Source organism: Calditrichota bacterium (genome assembly GCA_020637445.1).
Taxonomy (GTDB): domain Bacteria; phylum Electryoneota; class RPQS01; order RPQS01; family RPQS01; genus JABWCQ01.
In genome coordinates, this window is record JACJVZ010000003.1 from 69,217 (window position 1) to 84,243 (window position 15,027).

General features: G+C 53.1%; 13 protein-coding genes. 1 reads left to right on the forward strand and 12 read right to left on the reverse strand.

Features of this window, described 5'->3' with window-relative positions; genetic code table 11:
• Window positions 1–172: 172 nt before the first annotated feature.
• The 10 genes from H6507_11195 to H6507_11240 all read right to left on the reverse strand — a co-directional run bounded on the left by H6507_11195 (window position 173) and on the right by H6507_11240 (window position 11,087).
• Window positions 173–3,853 carry a proprotein convertase P-domain-containing protein gene (locus H6507_11195; protein MCB9369663.1) on the reverse strand — a complete coding sequence of 1,227 codons (3,681 nt, stop codon included), beginning with the start codon at window positions 3,851–3,853 and terminating at the stop codon, window positions 173–175.
• A gap of 297 nt (window positions 3,854–4,150) precedes the next feature.
• Window positions 4,151–4,582, reverse strand: coding sequence for a response regulator (locus tag H6507_11200; protein ID MCB9369664.1), 432 nt, complete (start codon window positions 4,580–4,582; stop codon window positions 4,151–4,153).
• Window positions 4,583–4,588: 6 nt separating this feature from the next.
• The gene (locus H6507_11205; GenBank protein ID MCB9369665.1) at window positions 4,589–5,533 is read right to left on the reverse strand and encodes an HDOD domain-containing protein; all 945 of its coding nucleotides are present in this window, start codon (window positions 5,531–5,533) and stop codon (window positions 4,589–4,591) included.
• Window positions 5,530–6,009, reverse strand: a complete 480-nt coding sequence (locus H6507_11210; protein MCB9369666.1) for a chemotaxis protein CheW — start codon at window positions 6,007–6,009, stop codon at window positions 5,530–5,532. Before H6507_11210 ends, H6507_11205 begins: the two co-directional genes overlap by 4 nt.
• 2 nt (window positions 6,010–6,011) lie before the next feature.
• The gene (locus H6507_11215) at window positions 6,012–6,191 is read right to left on the reverse strand and encodes a helix-turn-helix domain-containing protein (protein MCB9369667.1); all 180 of its coding nucleotides are present in this window, start codon (window positions 6,189–6,191) and stop codon (window positions 6,012–6,014) included.
• A 307-nt stretch (window positions 6,192–6,498) separates the two neighbouring features.
• On the reverse strand, window positions 6,499–8,106 hold the full coding sequence (locus H6507_11220) for a T9SS type A sorting domain-containing protein (protein MCB9369668.1): 1,608 nt from the start codon (window positions 8,104–8,106) through the stop codon (window positions 6,499–6,501).
• 20 nt (window positions 8,107–8,126) lie between these two features.
• The gene (locus H6507_11225) at window positions 8,127–8,342 is read right to left on the reverse strand and encodes a hypothetical protein (GenBank protein ID MCB9369669.1); all 216 of its coding nucleotides are present in this window, start codon (window positions 8,340–8,342) and stop codon (window positions 8,127–8,129) included.
• Window positions 8,343–8,757: 415 nt separating this feature from the next.
• A complete protein-coding gene (locus H6507_11230) occupies window positions 8,758–9,387 on the reverse strand; it encodes a hypothetical protein (protein ID MCB9369670.1) in 630 nt (209 codons plus the stop codon).
• On the reverse strand, window positions 9,384–10,112 hold the full coding sequence (gene tatC / locus H6507_11235) for a twin-arginine translocase subunit TatC (GenBank protein MCB9369671.1): 729 nt from the start codon (window positions 10,110–10,112) through the stop codon (window positions 9,384–9,386). Before tatC ends, H6507_11230 begins: the two co-directional genes overlap by 4 nt.
• Window positions 10,113–10,361: 249 nt before the next feature.
• Window positions 10,362–11,087 carry a queuosine precursor transporter gene (locus H6507_11240; protein ID MCB9369672.1) on the reverse strand — a complete coding sequence of 242 codons (726 nt, stop codon included), beginning with the start codon at window positions 11,085–11,087 and terminating at the stop codon, window positions 10,362–10,364.
• A 238-nt stretch (window positions 11,088–11,325) separates the two neighbouring features.
• On the opposite strand from H6507_11240, the gene queG reads away from it, so the two are divergent.
• A complete protein-coding gene (gene queG / locus H6507_11245) occupies window positions 11,326–12,354 on the forward strand; it encodes a tRNA epoxyqueuosine(34) reductase QueG (GenBank protein MCB9369673.1) in 1,029 nt (342 codons plus the stop codon).
• An 82-nt stretch (window positions 12,355–12,436) separates the two neighbouring features.
• On the opposite strand, the gene H6507_11250 is transcribed toward queG, so the two are convergent.
• Both H6507_11250 and H6507_11255 read right to left on the reverse strand, forming a co-directional pair.
• Window positions 12,437–12,652, reverse strand: coding sequence for a hypothetical protein (locus H6507_11250; protein MCB9369674.1), 216 nt, complete (start codon window positions 12,650–12,652; stop codon window positions 12,437–12,439).
• Between the two features lie 751 nt (window positions 12,653–13,403).
• Window positions 13,404–14,957, reverse strand: coding sequence for a sigma-54-dependent Fis family transcriptional regulator (locus H6507_11255; protein MCB9369675.1), 1,554 nt, complete (start codon window positions 14,955–14,957; stop codon window positions 13,404–13,406).
• Window positions 14,958–15,027 lie beyond the last annotated feature (70 nt).

A 15,027-nucleotide genomic window follows, 5' to 3' on the forward strand; every position in this document is an offset into this window, starting at 1 on the left:
CGTCAGTCAGTTAAGTAAAATCATTCTTTGACTTCAGGTGATAATTCGTACAGCATTACACAGTAAAGCCAGCTTCTGACGAGATGTTCAGAACGAAAAGAAGCGGCCCGCACAAAGTGCGGGCCGCTTGATAAGTCGCGGCAGTCGAAGATCCGACTACCAAGATTGGGGACTATTGAGTGACATTCAGAACGAAGTCACCGGTGTCGCCGTCGTAGCCGGAAACACGAATATAGAATATACCCACGGCCGCCGGAGTGAATTCAAGGGTCGATGCAAATCCATTGACGTCACATTGTAAATTGGGCAACGTGATGAAATCGTCATCGTTGCAAGCGACCTCGGTACCGCCGCAGGCATCGAAGACAGCCAGACCGGTATCGAAGGTGGTACCGGCATCGCACAACGTAACCCAAATCGGGTCGGTCGTAGTGGCGACGTAGTAGTACCAGACGTCATAGATGTCATTGAAGGTACAAGACGTAATGTCGGTACCGACGACAGCAAGAGCGGTCGAGCCGGAGACGGGAGTTCCGTTCAGAACTTCAATCGCACCGATGCAATCGTCATTGTCGGGCACCACCGGGCAAGGATCACTTACACAGGTAAGACCCAGAGTCCACACTCCGCCAAGGTCATTGCATGCGGCATGAGTCAAATCCGCGCACACGCCATCGTAACAGCAACGGCCGACAGGTTCAGTGAAGGGTTCACAGGCGGCGGTAACCACGTAGAACTTCAAGGTGCCGAAGGTGGCGGGACCATCCCACGTTTGCGGACCGGCAGTGAGGCCGAGCAAGGTTGCTTCGAGAACCCAGTCGGCATCGGCGCCATTGTCCGGATTGCCGTCGTTGTTCGGGTTGGTGGTGGACCAAACCGTGTAGTCTTCGTCCTGCGGGGCCGTCCACATCAATTGAATATGATCGGCCAAATCGCCAGTCGGTATCGGATAGGCTGTCAGGTCGTTGATCGGGTCACACGGCGCATTTACGCACGGACCGAAGTCGTAGATCGACAGTTCGTATTCGCCCCAATTGCCGCTACTATAATGTCCGGCACGGATGTAGTAGGTACCGGCTTCGAGCAGTCCGGCCACTTCTGAACCGTAGTCATCCAGCGGACGCAACGTCGGCGGCAGCCAATCATAGGTATCAAGCGAAAAGTTGCAGCCCCAATCATCGTTGCACAAGACCGGCGTTCCGCAGCATTCGCCGTCATTGTAAACAGAGATATGCGAGTCATGGACGGCGTTCAAGTCGGTGACGATAGCGATTTTGCGGCATTCGGTCAGGGTGAAGAAATAGAACTGATCAGGTGAAGACGACGTCCACGTGCCGCAGTCATCCGTACAGACGTCCGTGCAAGTGTAGGTCGCTCCCGCAGCGCCGCTCAGAACGGTCACGGAGCCACCCGGCACCACAACCATTTCTTCGGCGGTTTCGCAGTCGTCATTGTCCACCGGAACCGGGCAAGGATCGGATGTGCAGGTCAGGAATTCATCCCAAGTTCCGGCGAGGAAATCGCACTCAGCTTGAGTGACGTCACCGCAGGATGCGCCGGCATTGTAGCAGCAGCGGCCAATTTCGCACGGAGTATCACAATCGATACCGCTAACCCAGAGACCGCCGAGGAGGTCGCATTCTTCGAGGGTGTTGGTTGCGCACAGTGCACTGACTCCGTCGAAGTAGCAGCAACGTCCAGTGGGAGCAGCGACGGGCGTGCAGCCCAGTGTCAACTGATACTGCGAGGGGACCGGGAGTCCAGTGAAGTCGCCGTACAAACCAAGCACGGCATAGGTTCCAGGGGGCAGCGTAAGTGCAGTCACTGACTGTGGGCCAAGCGAGCAGTCCGTAATCGTACCGACAGAAATGAAGAAGGGAACTCCACAGTCCGATATGTCGACAATACCGTAAACGAAGTTGTTGAAGGCGGCCTGCGCGGTTACGGTCACGTCATTCCAACCGGTGGTCGTGAATCGATACCAGTCCGTATCACGGACTTGAGTGGCATCGCAGGTGAAGGCGTTTCCGCAAACAATATCACCGCACTGAATTTCGGTGTAGGCGGGCGGATCCAAATTGCAACCGCCGTTGAAGTCAGATGCGCCGTCAGTTTCACAGTAGTTGGTGAAGTCGTCGCCTTCGGCAGCGGCATTCACGTCGCACTCAAAAATACACGGGTTGGGACATTCGACAGCGCTGCAGAGAGTGCCGTCGCCTTGGAAAGTGCCGCCCAAAGCGATACAATCTTCTTCGGGAATTTCTGTACACTGTCCAGCGCCGTAACAGCACGCGCCGGGAATACACTCGAAGATATCCAAAGTGAACGTGCCGCCGAGGCCGCCCGAGGAAAACGGCTCAACATCGACAAAATAGACACCTGTGGTCAACTGAATGCAACTAAGCTGCGAGACGAGTCCGCAGTAGTCGTCGTTTGAGTTAAGAATTGTGCCACAGCACGAGCTGCTGAGATAGAGATAGGTATCCCAGGTTGAACCGCCATTGCACAAGGAGAAACTCCATGATGCATCGTACGGAATCACAACTTCAAATACGTAGTCGGCGCCAGATCGGAGGGTGCATTCATCACCGATTGTTTCTTCGGTCCAGCTGCCGGGAGCCACGACGACTTGATCGTAGCATTGGAAACCAACGGGGACACAGGTCTCCGTGTTGTTGGCGGTATTCGCTTCACCAGCAACTGGATCGACGGAACCGACCAACGTGTGGGGACCGGCAGTCAGGTCGATGATCGCAATGAAGTTCACATCAAAGAAGCCGCCCGGTGCGATAGCCGGAACGGCAAGGCTACCCGTCGTGGTGCCGCCGTCATAGTCAAAGTGCGCAGTCGTCGGATCCGAAGCAACGGAGCCCAGATTATTCACACGGAGGGATATGAGCTGAAAGGGGTTCGGCTCGTTGTCACCGCAAGGATAAAGGTCTGTCACCGTAAGTTCCGGACCGGTAAGCACAGGGGCCAGAATCTGAATTTGCCAGCCGGTCAAGGTTCCAAGGTCCGAGCCAACGGCATCACAAATGGACAGCGTCCAATCGCCAACTGGGCTGATGCCGTCAAAGGTGCTGAGCAAGCCTTCGGGCTGGAAAGAGCCTGTAAACGGAGCCGCGCCCGCGGTGATCGAGGTAGCGGCTTCGTCGTCGAATACCGTTCCTACGTAGTTGTCGCCCGAGCTGCCATTGTTTGTGGAAAGTTCGATTTCCACTGAGTTGGGGCCAATCAGATAAATTTGAAGGTCGGAGTCCCACGTATGGGTTATGTTGTCGATAATGACTTCGACGTCCTGAATCGGACCATAAGCACCGGCAACTGAAATCACGCTGGTTACACGTGAGGGGCAAGCTCCATCCGGGATAGCAAGCGAACCCGCCCAGCTAAAATAGTCACCGCCGTTGTCGTCAAGAGAGCGCTCAGATTGACGTCCGCCCTGCTCAACAGGCAAATAAGCCTCGACCAAGGCTTTGTCGCCGGGACGCATTTCACCGTTCATAATGCGTTCTTGAGCAGCCTTTGCGGCGCGAATATTGTCAACTTCAGAAGAAGAAGCGGCCTGCAGTGCCGTAGCTTTTGCGGAAGTTGAAATCTGGTTCGCGGGGGCATTGGTGTTTGGCCGGTTTTTCAGAGCGCCGTTAAGCTGGTTTTGCAGTTCGGCTTTGCGAGCAAGAAGATCGGGAGTTTCGCCTGATCTGTGCATGCTCCGTTCGAGAGTCCGCAATTCGAGTTTCGCGCGATCACGCGAGGTGATATTGTGTTTCGGGTTCTGCTTTGCGACCGCAAAGCCGATGACACCACAACACAAGAACCCCGTGATAATAAATGAGATCCACTTCTTTGACATCTTTTCTTCCTTAAAAATAGAGTTACAATTTCAGCCTGCATGACGATCGAGTGGGAAGCACGTTACTCGAACGGAAGTCACTTTAGCCTGCCAACAAATTAAATATAGTCTCAACCTTAGATTGAATCAACACATTTGTGCTTGAACATGCACATTTTGCTTCTCAAACAGTCTATCACACAAATGCATAAAAAACTGACTTTTATATACGAAATGAAGTTGACATGGTTTACAATGAGCAACAAAAATGCCCGGCCGATTGGCTGGGCAAATTCTGGGTACTTTGAAATCTGTCAGTTATCGATTGTTTGCTGCAGCATTCTTAAGTGCGCTAAAATAGTTCTTTGTAAACAATCCGAGATCATTTCCACTGGGCGAAAAATCTTTGGACAAGATTGTATAAGCACCGAGTGAACGCAACTCATCTTGAACAGAAGGTTGATCGTGGATGGGCAGTCCGGTCACGACCACGACTCCGAGATGTAGATTTCGTTCCAACATCTTCATCAAGACCGTTCGGCCGCTCATCCGCGGCATTTCCAAGTCGAGCGAGATGACGTCAGGTCTGTCCTGATTAATGTATTCGAGACATTCGTCGCCATCGGCAACACTGGCGCAGACTTCAAAGCCTGTTTGTTTTTCTACAAGCTGCTGCAATACGCGCCTGACGACCGGATTGTCGTCCGCGATAAGTACTCTCACGATGTTCCCCCCGTTAGTAATACTCATATTGTCTTAGTCGGTTGTGGCCATGCGAATAAATTCGCGAGCCCGGTCGATGTTTTCTTCGATTTCTTCGACGAATTCGTGAATGTTCAGTTTGAGGATATTCTCATTTTCTTTGGCGAGGATTTCCCACGCCGGATCTCGTGTCAGGTGTTCGTTAACTTGCGTGCGGATGCTGCGGTCAAGAATGGCGCGGGCCAGACTTGCGGCTAAGTGCACGACGGCGGTCAGGACACTTTGCTCGGGAGCCAGGTGCGGTTGATGATGATAACGAATGCTTTCGACGATGGAATTCGGCAGCGACCATTTTTCCGCCAGCCAAGCGCCGACTTCGGCATGGTCGGTACCCAACACACGCTGCTCAGCAACGAGGAACGGGATACTCTCGTCTGCACTGAGCTTGAAGGCTTCGCCGAGCTCATTCGGGAAGTATTGGTGGAGCACAATCTTGCCAATATTGTGCAGGAGTCCGGCAGTAAACTCGATGCCGTGGAGACGCATTTGCAGTTTGGAAACGAGCACTCGCGCGATTTCTCCGGTTCCGGCGCTATGTTCCCAGAATTCTTCGCGCTGGAAGCTCTCGCTGCTGCTGTTTGGAAAGGCCTTGAGTACGGAGATAGAGGTCACGAGATTTGAGACTTCACGCATACCCAGTACTACGAGCGCCATGTTTAGCGACTCGACGCGGCGGGGCATGCCGTAAAAGGCGCTGTTTGAAACCCGCAGTATCTTTCCGGTCATGGAAGGATCGTTGCGGATGATTCGGACAATTTCGGACATTCCGCTCATGGGGTCATTCGCCAAGCGCGAGACTTCCAGAGCGATGGTCGGCAGCGTGGGCAAATCGCCGGCCTCTTTGAGGCGCTGCAAGACCACTTTTGCCCTCGCGGGATCGCCTACAAGCAGGGTATCAGAGTGATCCACGGACACAAGGCTATGTAACGAGTCAGTCATTCTTTCTCCAGTTTTCCGGCAAAGTTCGGTTTAGTCAGTTCATTCACATTCAACCAGAACACATCCCCATTTCTTGTTGTCGTGCGAGCACGGGCAGGCAGCGGCGCGATTTCGAGGTCAAAGAGCAGCAAACCACGCGGGCTGACGGAAATTACTTCATCAGGGTGATCGAAAACGAGTCCGATCCGTTGTCCGAATCTTTCGACGACTGCCACCGCAGGCAACAAGGATTCGTCGGCCGTGTTGCTAAGTTTTGTACGCAGGTCGATGACGGGAATTCGGTCATATTTGAGCTGCACGAGTCCTGCGAACCCCTGTTCGGTATTGGGGATGAGCGGGAGGTTGTTGTGCAGTCCGACGACTTCATCGACTCCGAGGGCAAAGCGCCAGCTTGCCAGTCTGAAACAGACCAGTTTGGTGGCGGGAGCAGGTGAAGCGGCGGCGCGGCGCGACGGCCGCGGAGGTGCGGCAACCATGGCTACTGCTGTTTAAGCTTTTTTTCGAGCCCGATCAGCAGGCGGGCCGCAATTCTGTTAGGACTGGATTTGCCGTTTTCCCAGCGGTTGACCGTAGAAAAGGTCACGCCGATAAGGTGGGCGAAATCTTCCTGTGTAAGCTGCATGCGCTGCCTAATTTGGCGAATGCGCTCTGCGTCCATACGCATTTGATCCAAGAGGTACTCCCGAGAGTTAGGGTTCAGTAAGATTTGTCAACCTCTTGACGGAGTGCAATAGCCGGGCCATTGCGAATGCTATGGCGTGGGTGAAGATTGAGGCAACTCCAAGAAAGGGAAAAACAGACCCTTAGATTTGGGTCAGTAGTCAATCATGAGATAAGGGATGTGGGGCAGAAAAGGCGAGCGGGGAAGTTTTTTTGGGGCGAATTTGGCCGGGGGAGGGATGGGGAATAGAAGCGGCGAACCCTAAAAGGGTCGCCGCCAAGGTTACGTCAATAGTGCAAGCAACCTATTTAATGAGAACCAACTTGGTTGTGGCATAGGCCAATGTTCCAGAGCGAAGCTGCACGAAGTAGATGCCGCTGGCGAGGGAACGAGATTCGAAACTCAGCGTGTGGTGCGACTCGATTTGGCCGTGATAGGTTTTTTCAATTTCGCGGCCTGTGAGGTCGAAGAGCACGACGTCGTAGATGTTGGGGTGTGCGACTTCGATGGTGATTTGCGTGAGTGAATTGAATGGATTTGGATAAGCCGACAACGTGTATTGCTCGGGGAGATAGGGGTCTGATGGATCGAGCGAGACTTCGGTGGTGTCGGAGCTGTCGGGATCGACGGTTAACCACGGAATAAACATCACGTGATTGTCGACTTGCGCACCGAGTCCGTTGGGATTTAATTCTCCGTGATAGGGGCCGGAGGGGTCTCCCCACCAGCAATTGCGGGCGTCGATGGTGGCTCCGGCATAAATGTGACGGATACTGAAGAAGTCGCGTGCGAAGGAGTTGTTGCGAAAAACTAGAGTATCCGGCCCGACGGGTTGATAGAGATAAATTTGAGGTTTGTTGGGAGTCAGTGCGTCGCCGAAGGTGTTGTTCTCGATGCGGCAGAACGCGTTTGATGTGAATCCACTTGCATCGGCCGTAACCAGAATGGTTGAATCGATACTGTTTCCCGACATGTTAGCGATGAATCCACTTCCCGAATCTGTGCAACGCGCCCTGATCATTTCGCCACAAGGCAAGGTTGTTCCGAGCGGCGCTCCGCAATTAAGAAACTCGTTATCAATCAGTCTAAGTGCACAATTTTCTGACACTGGATCATCGAAACATGAGACCCAAATGTCTAAAATCGCACCGTTCGTGACCCTGATATTTTCAAACGAGCAGTTTCTCACAACTGAGCCACATCGTGGCCTTAGCCAAACGGCTCGACTATCAAGCGAGCTTGTCGCCAAGAACCGGCAGTTTGTGATTGAAAGACTGTCACCGAGGCCAAGTAGAAAATACAACGGGCCGGAATGAGTAAACAGACAATTTTCAAACACTCCGCCCCTTCGTGATGCGACTAAGGCACCGGAAGCGCCGTCAAACCAAGTGGAGAACGCGTGAATCTGTCCTGGACTTGTAGTATTTGCGGCAAGTTCTAGTGAACCAATGAATCGACAACTGTCAAACGTGATACTCGGGAATCGTGTCACGCCTGCCAATACTGAGTCGAAGAGACAACGTATGAATTCGACCGAATGTTCAGAAGAATCACCGACGATTCCTGCCGGTACAGATGCCGACCTTCCCTCAGTCATTCCGACTCGATTGCGAAAGACAATATCCCTAAACTTGGCACTCCCTCCCGTAAGTGTCAGAATACATAAGCTATCCGAACCCGGCAAATTCGTTGGGTCAAGCACAACAAACTCAGTTGCTGAAGAGTCGATAACCACATCACTCATCAGCACGAAGTTCAGTGGGGGCACCACAACGGACTCTTCATAAATACCAGATGACGCGAGGATGGTGTCGTTATTTTCGAGTTGTCGGAAGGCCGCCGACAGGGTTTCCCACTCGCTTGGCACTCGCAAGACGTCGGGGCGGGCAACAAGCGGCAGAAGTGCACCCAAGATACATGCTATTCCCCCAACTATGGCCCACATGGATCGCTGCTAATTGGGGTGTAAACGGCCGCTTTGGCCTTGCAGTAGCTTGTACAGTCGTCGCAATCTTCGCCGATGTCGCAAGGTCGTTTGCAAACAACGAGGTCATAGGTAATGTTTGGATCGAGAGTGATGGTAATCTCGGAGTCGCAATCTTCCGCAGGGCATCCTGACTCAACAAAACCTACAAGTGATCCGCTCACATGTTTGACAACCCACGCACAGCAGGAACAGGTTAAACAGTTATCACAGTCAATCCATGCACGCAACTTGAAAGTGGTGTTGCATGGAACTGTAAATGTTGTTGTTTCACAATTATCTCGTGAGGACTGGCAATCATTCCACGTTCCGGAACAAGTTAGATCTTGTGCCGTAACACAGACATCGCATTGTGCGTAGAGTTGCGAAGTTCCGAGACACAAAAAAGCCGCGAGCGTAAATGCTGCGGCCAGACTTGAAGGTGCTTTTCTCATGGCGTGGCTCCTAAAATATAGTTCCCCGTTGGTGCACCGCCTTGGTGCACCGCCTTGGTGCACCGCTACAAGAATATAGTTCACAGAATCTGATTTGTCAAGAGCGAAAAGATCTGCGCACAAAGTCATTACTATCCGACTATGCTTATTGCGAATAAAGTCCTCCGGTGGCTTCCATCCAGTCGGCGATTTGGTTGCAGAGGTTGGGCAGGTCTCCGCTGGAGACGTCGAGTTTTAAGACGCGGAGTATCGATTTGTCGGCGAGGTGCTCAAGATAGTCTTGTTCTTTGAGATAGATGGAGAGATCGTCGTATTGAGAAGGGTTGCCGCTGACTTTTAGGCGCTCTGCGCGCGCGGCTTCGAAGGTTCCGGGTTGGCGAATACAGAGCACGATGCGGTAATTTAGCGGAAGCAACCGTTCTTCGAGCCAGTGAAAATCGTAGTCTCGTCCGCAGTAGATATGCTGATGCATCATCGTGGACAAGTGGAAGCGGTCGATGATCCACGAATAGTATTGCTGGAGTTCAAAGAGCCGCATCCACGTGGAATAGGTCTCCATCGCGAGCGGCTCTTCTTCCTGATTGAAATTGATCAGCCCTCTCCCCCACGGGAAATTGGTGAAGGCGCACCATTCGCCGCTGATATAGGGAGAATGATAGCGATATTTGCGCGGGCCGACGATACGCGGATGCTCATTGAGCAAAAAACCTAAATCGGTTTTGTGCGTCAGGCGCGTGCCTTCGAGGATAATCTTGGGACAGAGTTTGCCGCTCATGCTTGAGCTTTTTTGCGGCGGGATTCGATGATGACGCCGATCCAGATGGCGACTTCATAGAGCACCATCATGGGGGTAACCATCAGCATCATCGTGAGAGCATCGGTGGTGGGAGTGGCGAAAGCTGACAGAATGAAAATCAAGACAATCGCGATGCGGCGGTGCTTGCGGAAGAAACTACTCTTGACCAATCCCGTGGCAATCAGCACCGTCATGATCAGGGGAAGCTGGAAGATGATGCCGAAAGCTAAGAGCAGGAACAACACGAGACTGACGTAGCTGTTCAGAGACCAGAAGTTCTGCAATCCGGTCTCGGCAAAAGAGCCCAAGAACTCGAGTGCCGCAGGGAGAATTTCCCACGCGAAGATGACTCCGCCCCAGAAGAGCAGCGTTGAGACGATTACAATCGGAAAGAGCCAGAGCTTCTCTTTGGTTCTCAGACCGGGGCCGACAAAACCGTAAACCTGCCACGCGACGAACGGTGAAGCGAGCAGTGCACCGAGCAAGAGCGAGATTTTGATCTCGATGATGAAGCCGTCGGACGGTCCCAACAGTGAGAGCGTTCCGGGCACGGACGCGCGAAACGGTTGCATCAGAAAATCGCGCGCCCAGTCGGAAAGCGCGAAACCCGCGATGGAGCCCAAGGTTACAAACAACAAGCTGCGCAGCAGACGCTTGCGCAGCTCATCGATATGATCCCAAAATGTTCTTGGTTGGTCAGACATATTTAGTTGCGGGGCACCCACAGCGGGTGCCGCCGCGATTCTTTACCATTGCGAGTACGGAAAGCAGATTCCGGCGGGGAATCCCTACGGGACAGGCCGCTATGCTAAATCCCCGCTCGGCGAATTTTCTGATTCCGGCGGGGAATCCCTACGGGACAGGCCGCTATGCTAAATCACTTCACTGCGTTCGAGTGCAGGCTCCGCTCGGCGTACCAAATCAACTTTCGTTGACTCTTTGTGTTTAGAACGCTACTTTGCTGGAGCGGTTCCACTGAAACCGAAGGGCGTGAAGCGCGTATTGGTATCGTAGATGTCGACTTGCTCTTTGTGCTTCAGATAGCCGACGGCCATATAGGTGACGGGAGTCAGGAGAATTTCGACGCCGCACTTGAAGACGTAGTTGAACGCCATCATCAGCCAGAGTTCGTTCATGGGAATGACTCCGTAAAAGGCAATCATCACGAACAAAACCGTATCGACGCCTTCGCCGACCAAGGTGGAGCCGATGGTGCGGGTCCAGAGGAATTTTCCTTTGGTGGCAATTTTCATTTTGGCGAGAATCACGGAGTTTGTGAACTCACCGAAGAGATAGGCAACCAAAGATGCGAGCACAATGCGCGGGACGAATCCCAATATGCTTTCGAAAGCAGCTTGGTTGTCCCAGATGGCCGCCGGGGGCATGGCCGTGACGACTGCGAACGTACCAGCAGCAAGGATGTTAGCCGCGAAACCCAACCAAATGATTCTGCGCGCGCGCCCAAATCCGTAGACTTCCGTGAGAATATCTCCGAAGATATAGCTCAGGGGAAACAGAAAAGTCCCGCCGTCGAAAGGGAAGCTGCCGAAACCGACGAGCTTGGTGGCCGCGATATTGGAAATAAGCAAAATCGCGACGAACAGCCCGCCGATCAAGTCGTAGTAGCGCAGCCCCCGGGGGAGATCACGGGGCAGGACGATCCAGTTGGAATTGGGCATCAGCTATTAAGTCAGAAGTTTGAAGTCAGAAGTCAGAAAAGGTATGAGGTAAGAGGTAAGAGCCCGGAATACTATCCACTGCCGTCGGCCTCTGGCCGTCGCTTCTGGGACATTCTCGGAAGAAGCCCCTGCCGGAGGCAGGGAAGTAGTAGTTTGATAATTTTCTTGTCCCCCCGCTCGCGGACAGAAATCAGAGAAAAATAACCACTCTTGGGCGAAATTGCAAACTCCAGATAAAATGACCCTTGAACAACGGATTTTGGGCAAAGCCCGGGAGCTGGGGTTTGATGTGTGTGGATTTTCGCGGGCAGAGCGGCCGCAACGGGCTGAGTATTTCAAGGAGTGGCTGGCTCGGGGGATGGCCGGAACGATGACATATTTGAACCGGTCGGCCGAGCGAAGGGTGAACCCTGAGTTGGTGCTGCCCGGAATAAGATCGGTAGTTTCCGTGGGGCAATCGTATTTTACAGGGTTCTTGCCGGACGAGATTCGGACGGACCCGTCGCGGGGGATTATTGCAAGCTATGCTTGGGGACAGGACTATCACGAGCTGATGGGACATGCGCTCGAAGAACTTGCAGAGTTTGTCCAGTCGCTTTCGGCGGACGCAAAGACCAAAGCCTATGTGGATACGGGTCCTGTGTTGGAACGGGAAGCTGCCGAACGTGCGGGACTGGGATTCATCGGCAAGAACACAATGCTGATTCATCCGAGACTCGGATCAAATCTATTTTTGGGAGAGATCTTGACGACGGTTGATCTTACCCCCTCTCCCCCGCCGCGCCAGATGCCGTCGTGCGGAAGCTGCACGCGGTGTGTCGATATTTGTCCGACTCATGCTCTGCCAGCAGCACATGTGATGGACGCAAGACTGTGTATTTCATATTTGACAATTGAATTTCGCGGGTCTGTTCCGCTGGAGCTAAGACCGAAGATGGGAAACCACATTTTCGGATGTGACGATTGTCAGATATGTTGTCCGTGGGTCAAGCGGTTTTCGACTCCGACGCGGCAGACGGCATATGAGAATGTGCTGAATCGAAAGGCTCCGCGACTTGTCGAGTTGGCCAAGCTCACCGAGTTTGAGTTTTTGGAGATGTTCAAAGGAAGTCCGGTACTCAGACCGAAATACGAAGGTTTTTTGAGAAATGTGGCCGTGGCCATCGGGAATTGGAAAACACCGGAAGCCCGGGCAGCACTGAGTCCCTTGCTCAGACACGAAAGCGGACTCGTTCGAGAACACGCGGAGTGGGCAGCATCGCAGTAGATCGGCAGCCACCGAGAGTAAACAAAAGCAAGCGGCCCGGAATTTCCGGGCCGCTTGCCTTATTCACTGCTGCGACTCTGCATTAGGCAACGAAATCAACTGACATACCAAGAGTCTTGCTAACCGGATCGAGAGCCTTACCCTCGGGATTGGTGCTGTCACTCTGCACGATCGGGGCGGTGATGGGATCCAGGGCCTTGCCGTCGGGGTTCGTTTCCTTCGCGGGAGGGGTAAGAGCCTTGCCATCGCTGATGATTGACGTAAAGTTGGTGCTGAGGGTCGCGCTGTTTACTAACATTTCAGTACTCCTGAATTCATGGTGTATTCAAATTGTGTGTTTCATCAAATCTGTGAATATGGGCCTAAGCATTTGGTTGGTTTCACCCGTGTGCTTAACTATACTTAGGCTATTCCGTATTCTGGCTGTGTTAATAGCAAGCACCGTACCCGTTTGAAATCGGCGTCATTTCGTCCGTCTTGGAGCCTAGTTTTTCGGCTTAGGTATTTAATAATTATAATATTAGTATTGGGGGACCCGAGAGTGATGTTAGAACCCGTGTATACTTACTATGGTTGTCGTGAACCGGGGTAGTGGTTCAAGCTGTTCTTAGCAACCAGTGTTGTGCGGGCGGAGGTGGTTTTCGAAGTGCATCTTCGGGAAGGCTGGGCGGATTCCGGCGGGGAACGTAGGTTATGCCCCGCTCGGCGATTCAGGAGTCAGAATAGGTATGAGGTATGAGTTAAGAGGTGTGAACCCGGAATCACAGAAGCCTCCCTTAGAGCATATCCCCAAAAAAGGAAAAGACTCGCCGAGCGGGGCCTGCGCTCGAACGCAGTGAAGCGATAAAGGGTAGCGGCCTGTCCCGTAGTGATTCCCCGCCGGAATCTGAAAAATCTCGATATGCGGGGCAGGTGAAGACACCTGCCGCCGCGATTCTTGAATCTCGCGCTATTTCAAGATAGGTTCTTAATCCCCCCACAAAACCACTTTGTGGATTATGGGGGGAGATCAGAAAAAGAAGAAAGGCAGCCTTGCGGCTGCCTTCTTTTTACATTTCGTCTTCGGGGTGCAGGTCGACCCCCAAGTCTTTTGCTTTTTTCCACAGAGTGGTGCGGTCGATTTGCAGCATTCTGGCAGCCTTGATGACATGGCCATTCGCGGCCAGCATCGCATTTTCGATAAACTGTTTCTCGAAATTGCGGACGGCAGTTTTCAGCGGGCCGAGAGCGAACAAGTTTTCCGGTTCGGCAGGCACCGTTTGCGCCGGAGCGGACGGTGTCGCCGTGTTGATCGGGTAACTCATTTGCGGAGCGAAGCTGATATTCTCGGTCGTCGGAATCGGCTGTTTCAAGAACTGCAGCGTGTTCGCAGTCACCGTTGTGGTGGTGCTGGCCAGAATTGCGCGTTCGATGACATTCTCAAGTTCTCGGACATTACCGGGCCACGGATGCGACAGCATCATCGCCATCGCGTCATCGGTCATGGTGAAGACGCCTTTCTGCAAACGGCTTCCGATCTTGTCCAGGAAGTGCGCACAGAGCATGGGAATATCTTCTTTACGCTCACGCAACGGCGGGATAGTGATTGGCACGACATTCAGACGGTAGTAGAGATCCATGCGGAAGCGGCCTTCCTGAATCATCCGTTCGAGGTCGCGGTTGGTGGCCGTGACGACACGAATGTTGACCGGAATCTTGCGATTTCCGCCGAGTCGTTCGATTTCTCGATCCTGCAGGACATTGAGCAGCTTGACCTGCGTAGCAAGCGACAGTTCGCCGATTTCGTCCAAGAAGATCGTACCGCCGTTGGCTGCTTCGAACTTGCCGATACGAGTTTGCTTTGCATCGGTGAAGGCCCCTTTTTCGTGTCCGAAGAGTTCGGATTCGAGCAGGGTTTCGGGAAGCGCGGCACAGTTTACTTTGATAAACGGTTTTTCCGCGCGCGGGCCTTCGAAGTGCAGAGCACGAGCCACGAGTTCTTTACCGGCGCCGGTTTCGGCCCGGATCAGAACGGTGGTGTCGACCGCTGCGACGTCGCGGATGGCGTCAAAGACTTTGTGCATGGCGGCCGAGCGCCCCACGAGACCGCCGAGTTTGTGATCCCCACCGAGCCGACGCTTCAATTTTTCCACTTCGCCCGCCAGACGAAGGTTAGACAGCGCGGCATCCACAGTACGCGCGAGGAGCCTCGGCTCCATCGGCTGAGTTACATAATTGGTCGCGCCGTTTTCCATCGCTTCGACGATTCTTTCGGAGTCATCATTCTCCGAATAGATCACGACGGGTAAGCGCAAATGGCGCGAGCGGATATCGCCGATCAGCGATATTCCGGACGTACCCTTTAGGTCCACATCACAGAGGACCACATCCACAGTTTCGGTTTCCAACCGGTTGAGCACGTTATTGGGGTTAGTTTCGTGCAACACGCGGTAGCCACCTTCTCCGCGCAAGGAACGTGTGACACGTTCGATGGCGGACGTCTCTTCATCAACGATCAAAAGCGTTGGTTCAGGCATCTTGGGGATCTCCCGTTTCCGATATCCATTCGTTAGCACCCACAGAACATCCATACCTTCGGCAAATGTCGGGCCGAGCTGATTCATCGCAACCTCCTTGTTCATCCTTTACAACATCGGGAATAACCCTAAAAATCTATCTACTATCCTCCGTCAA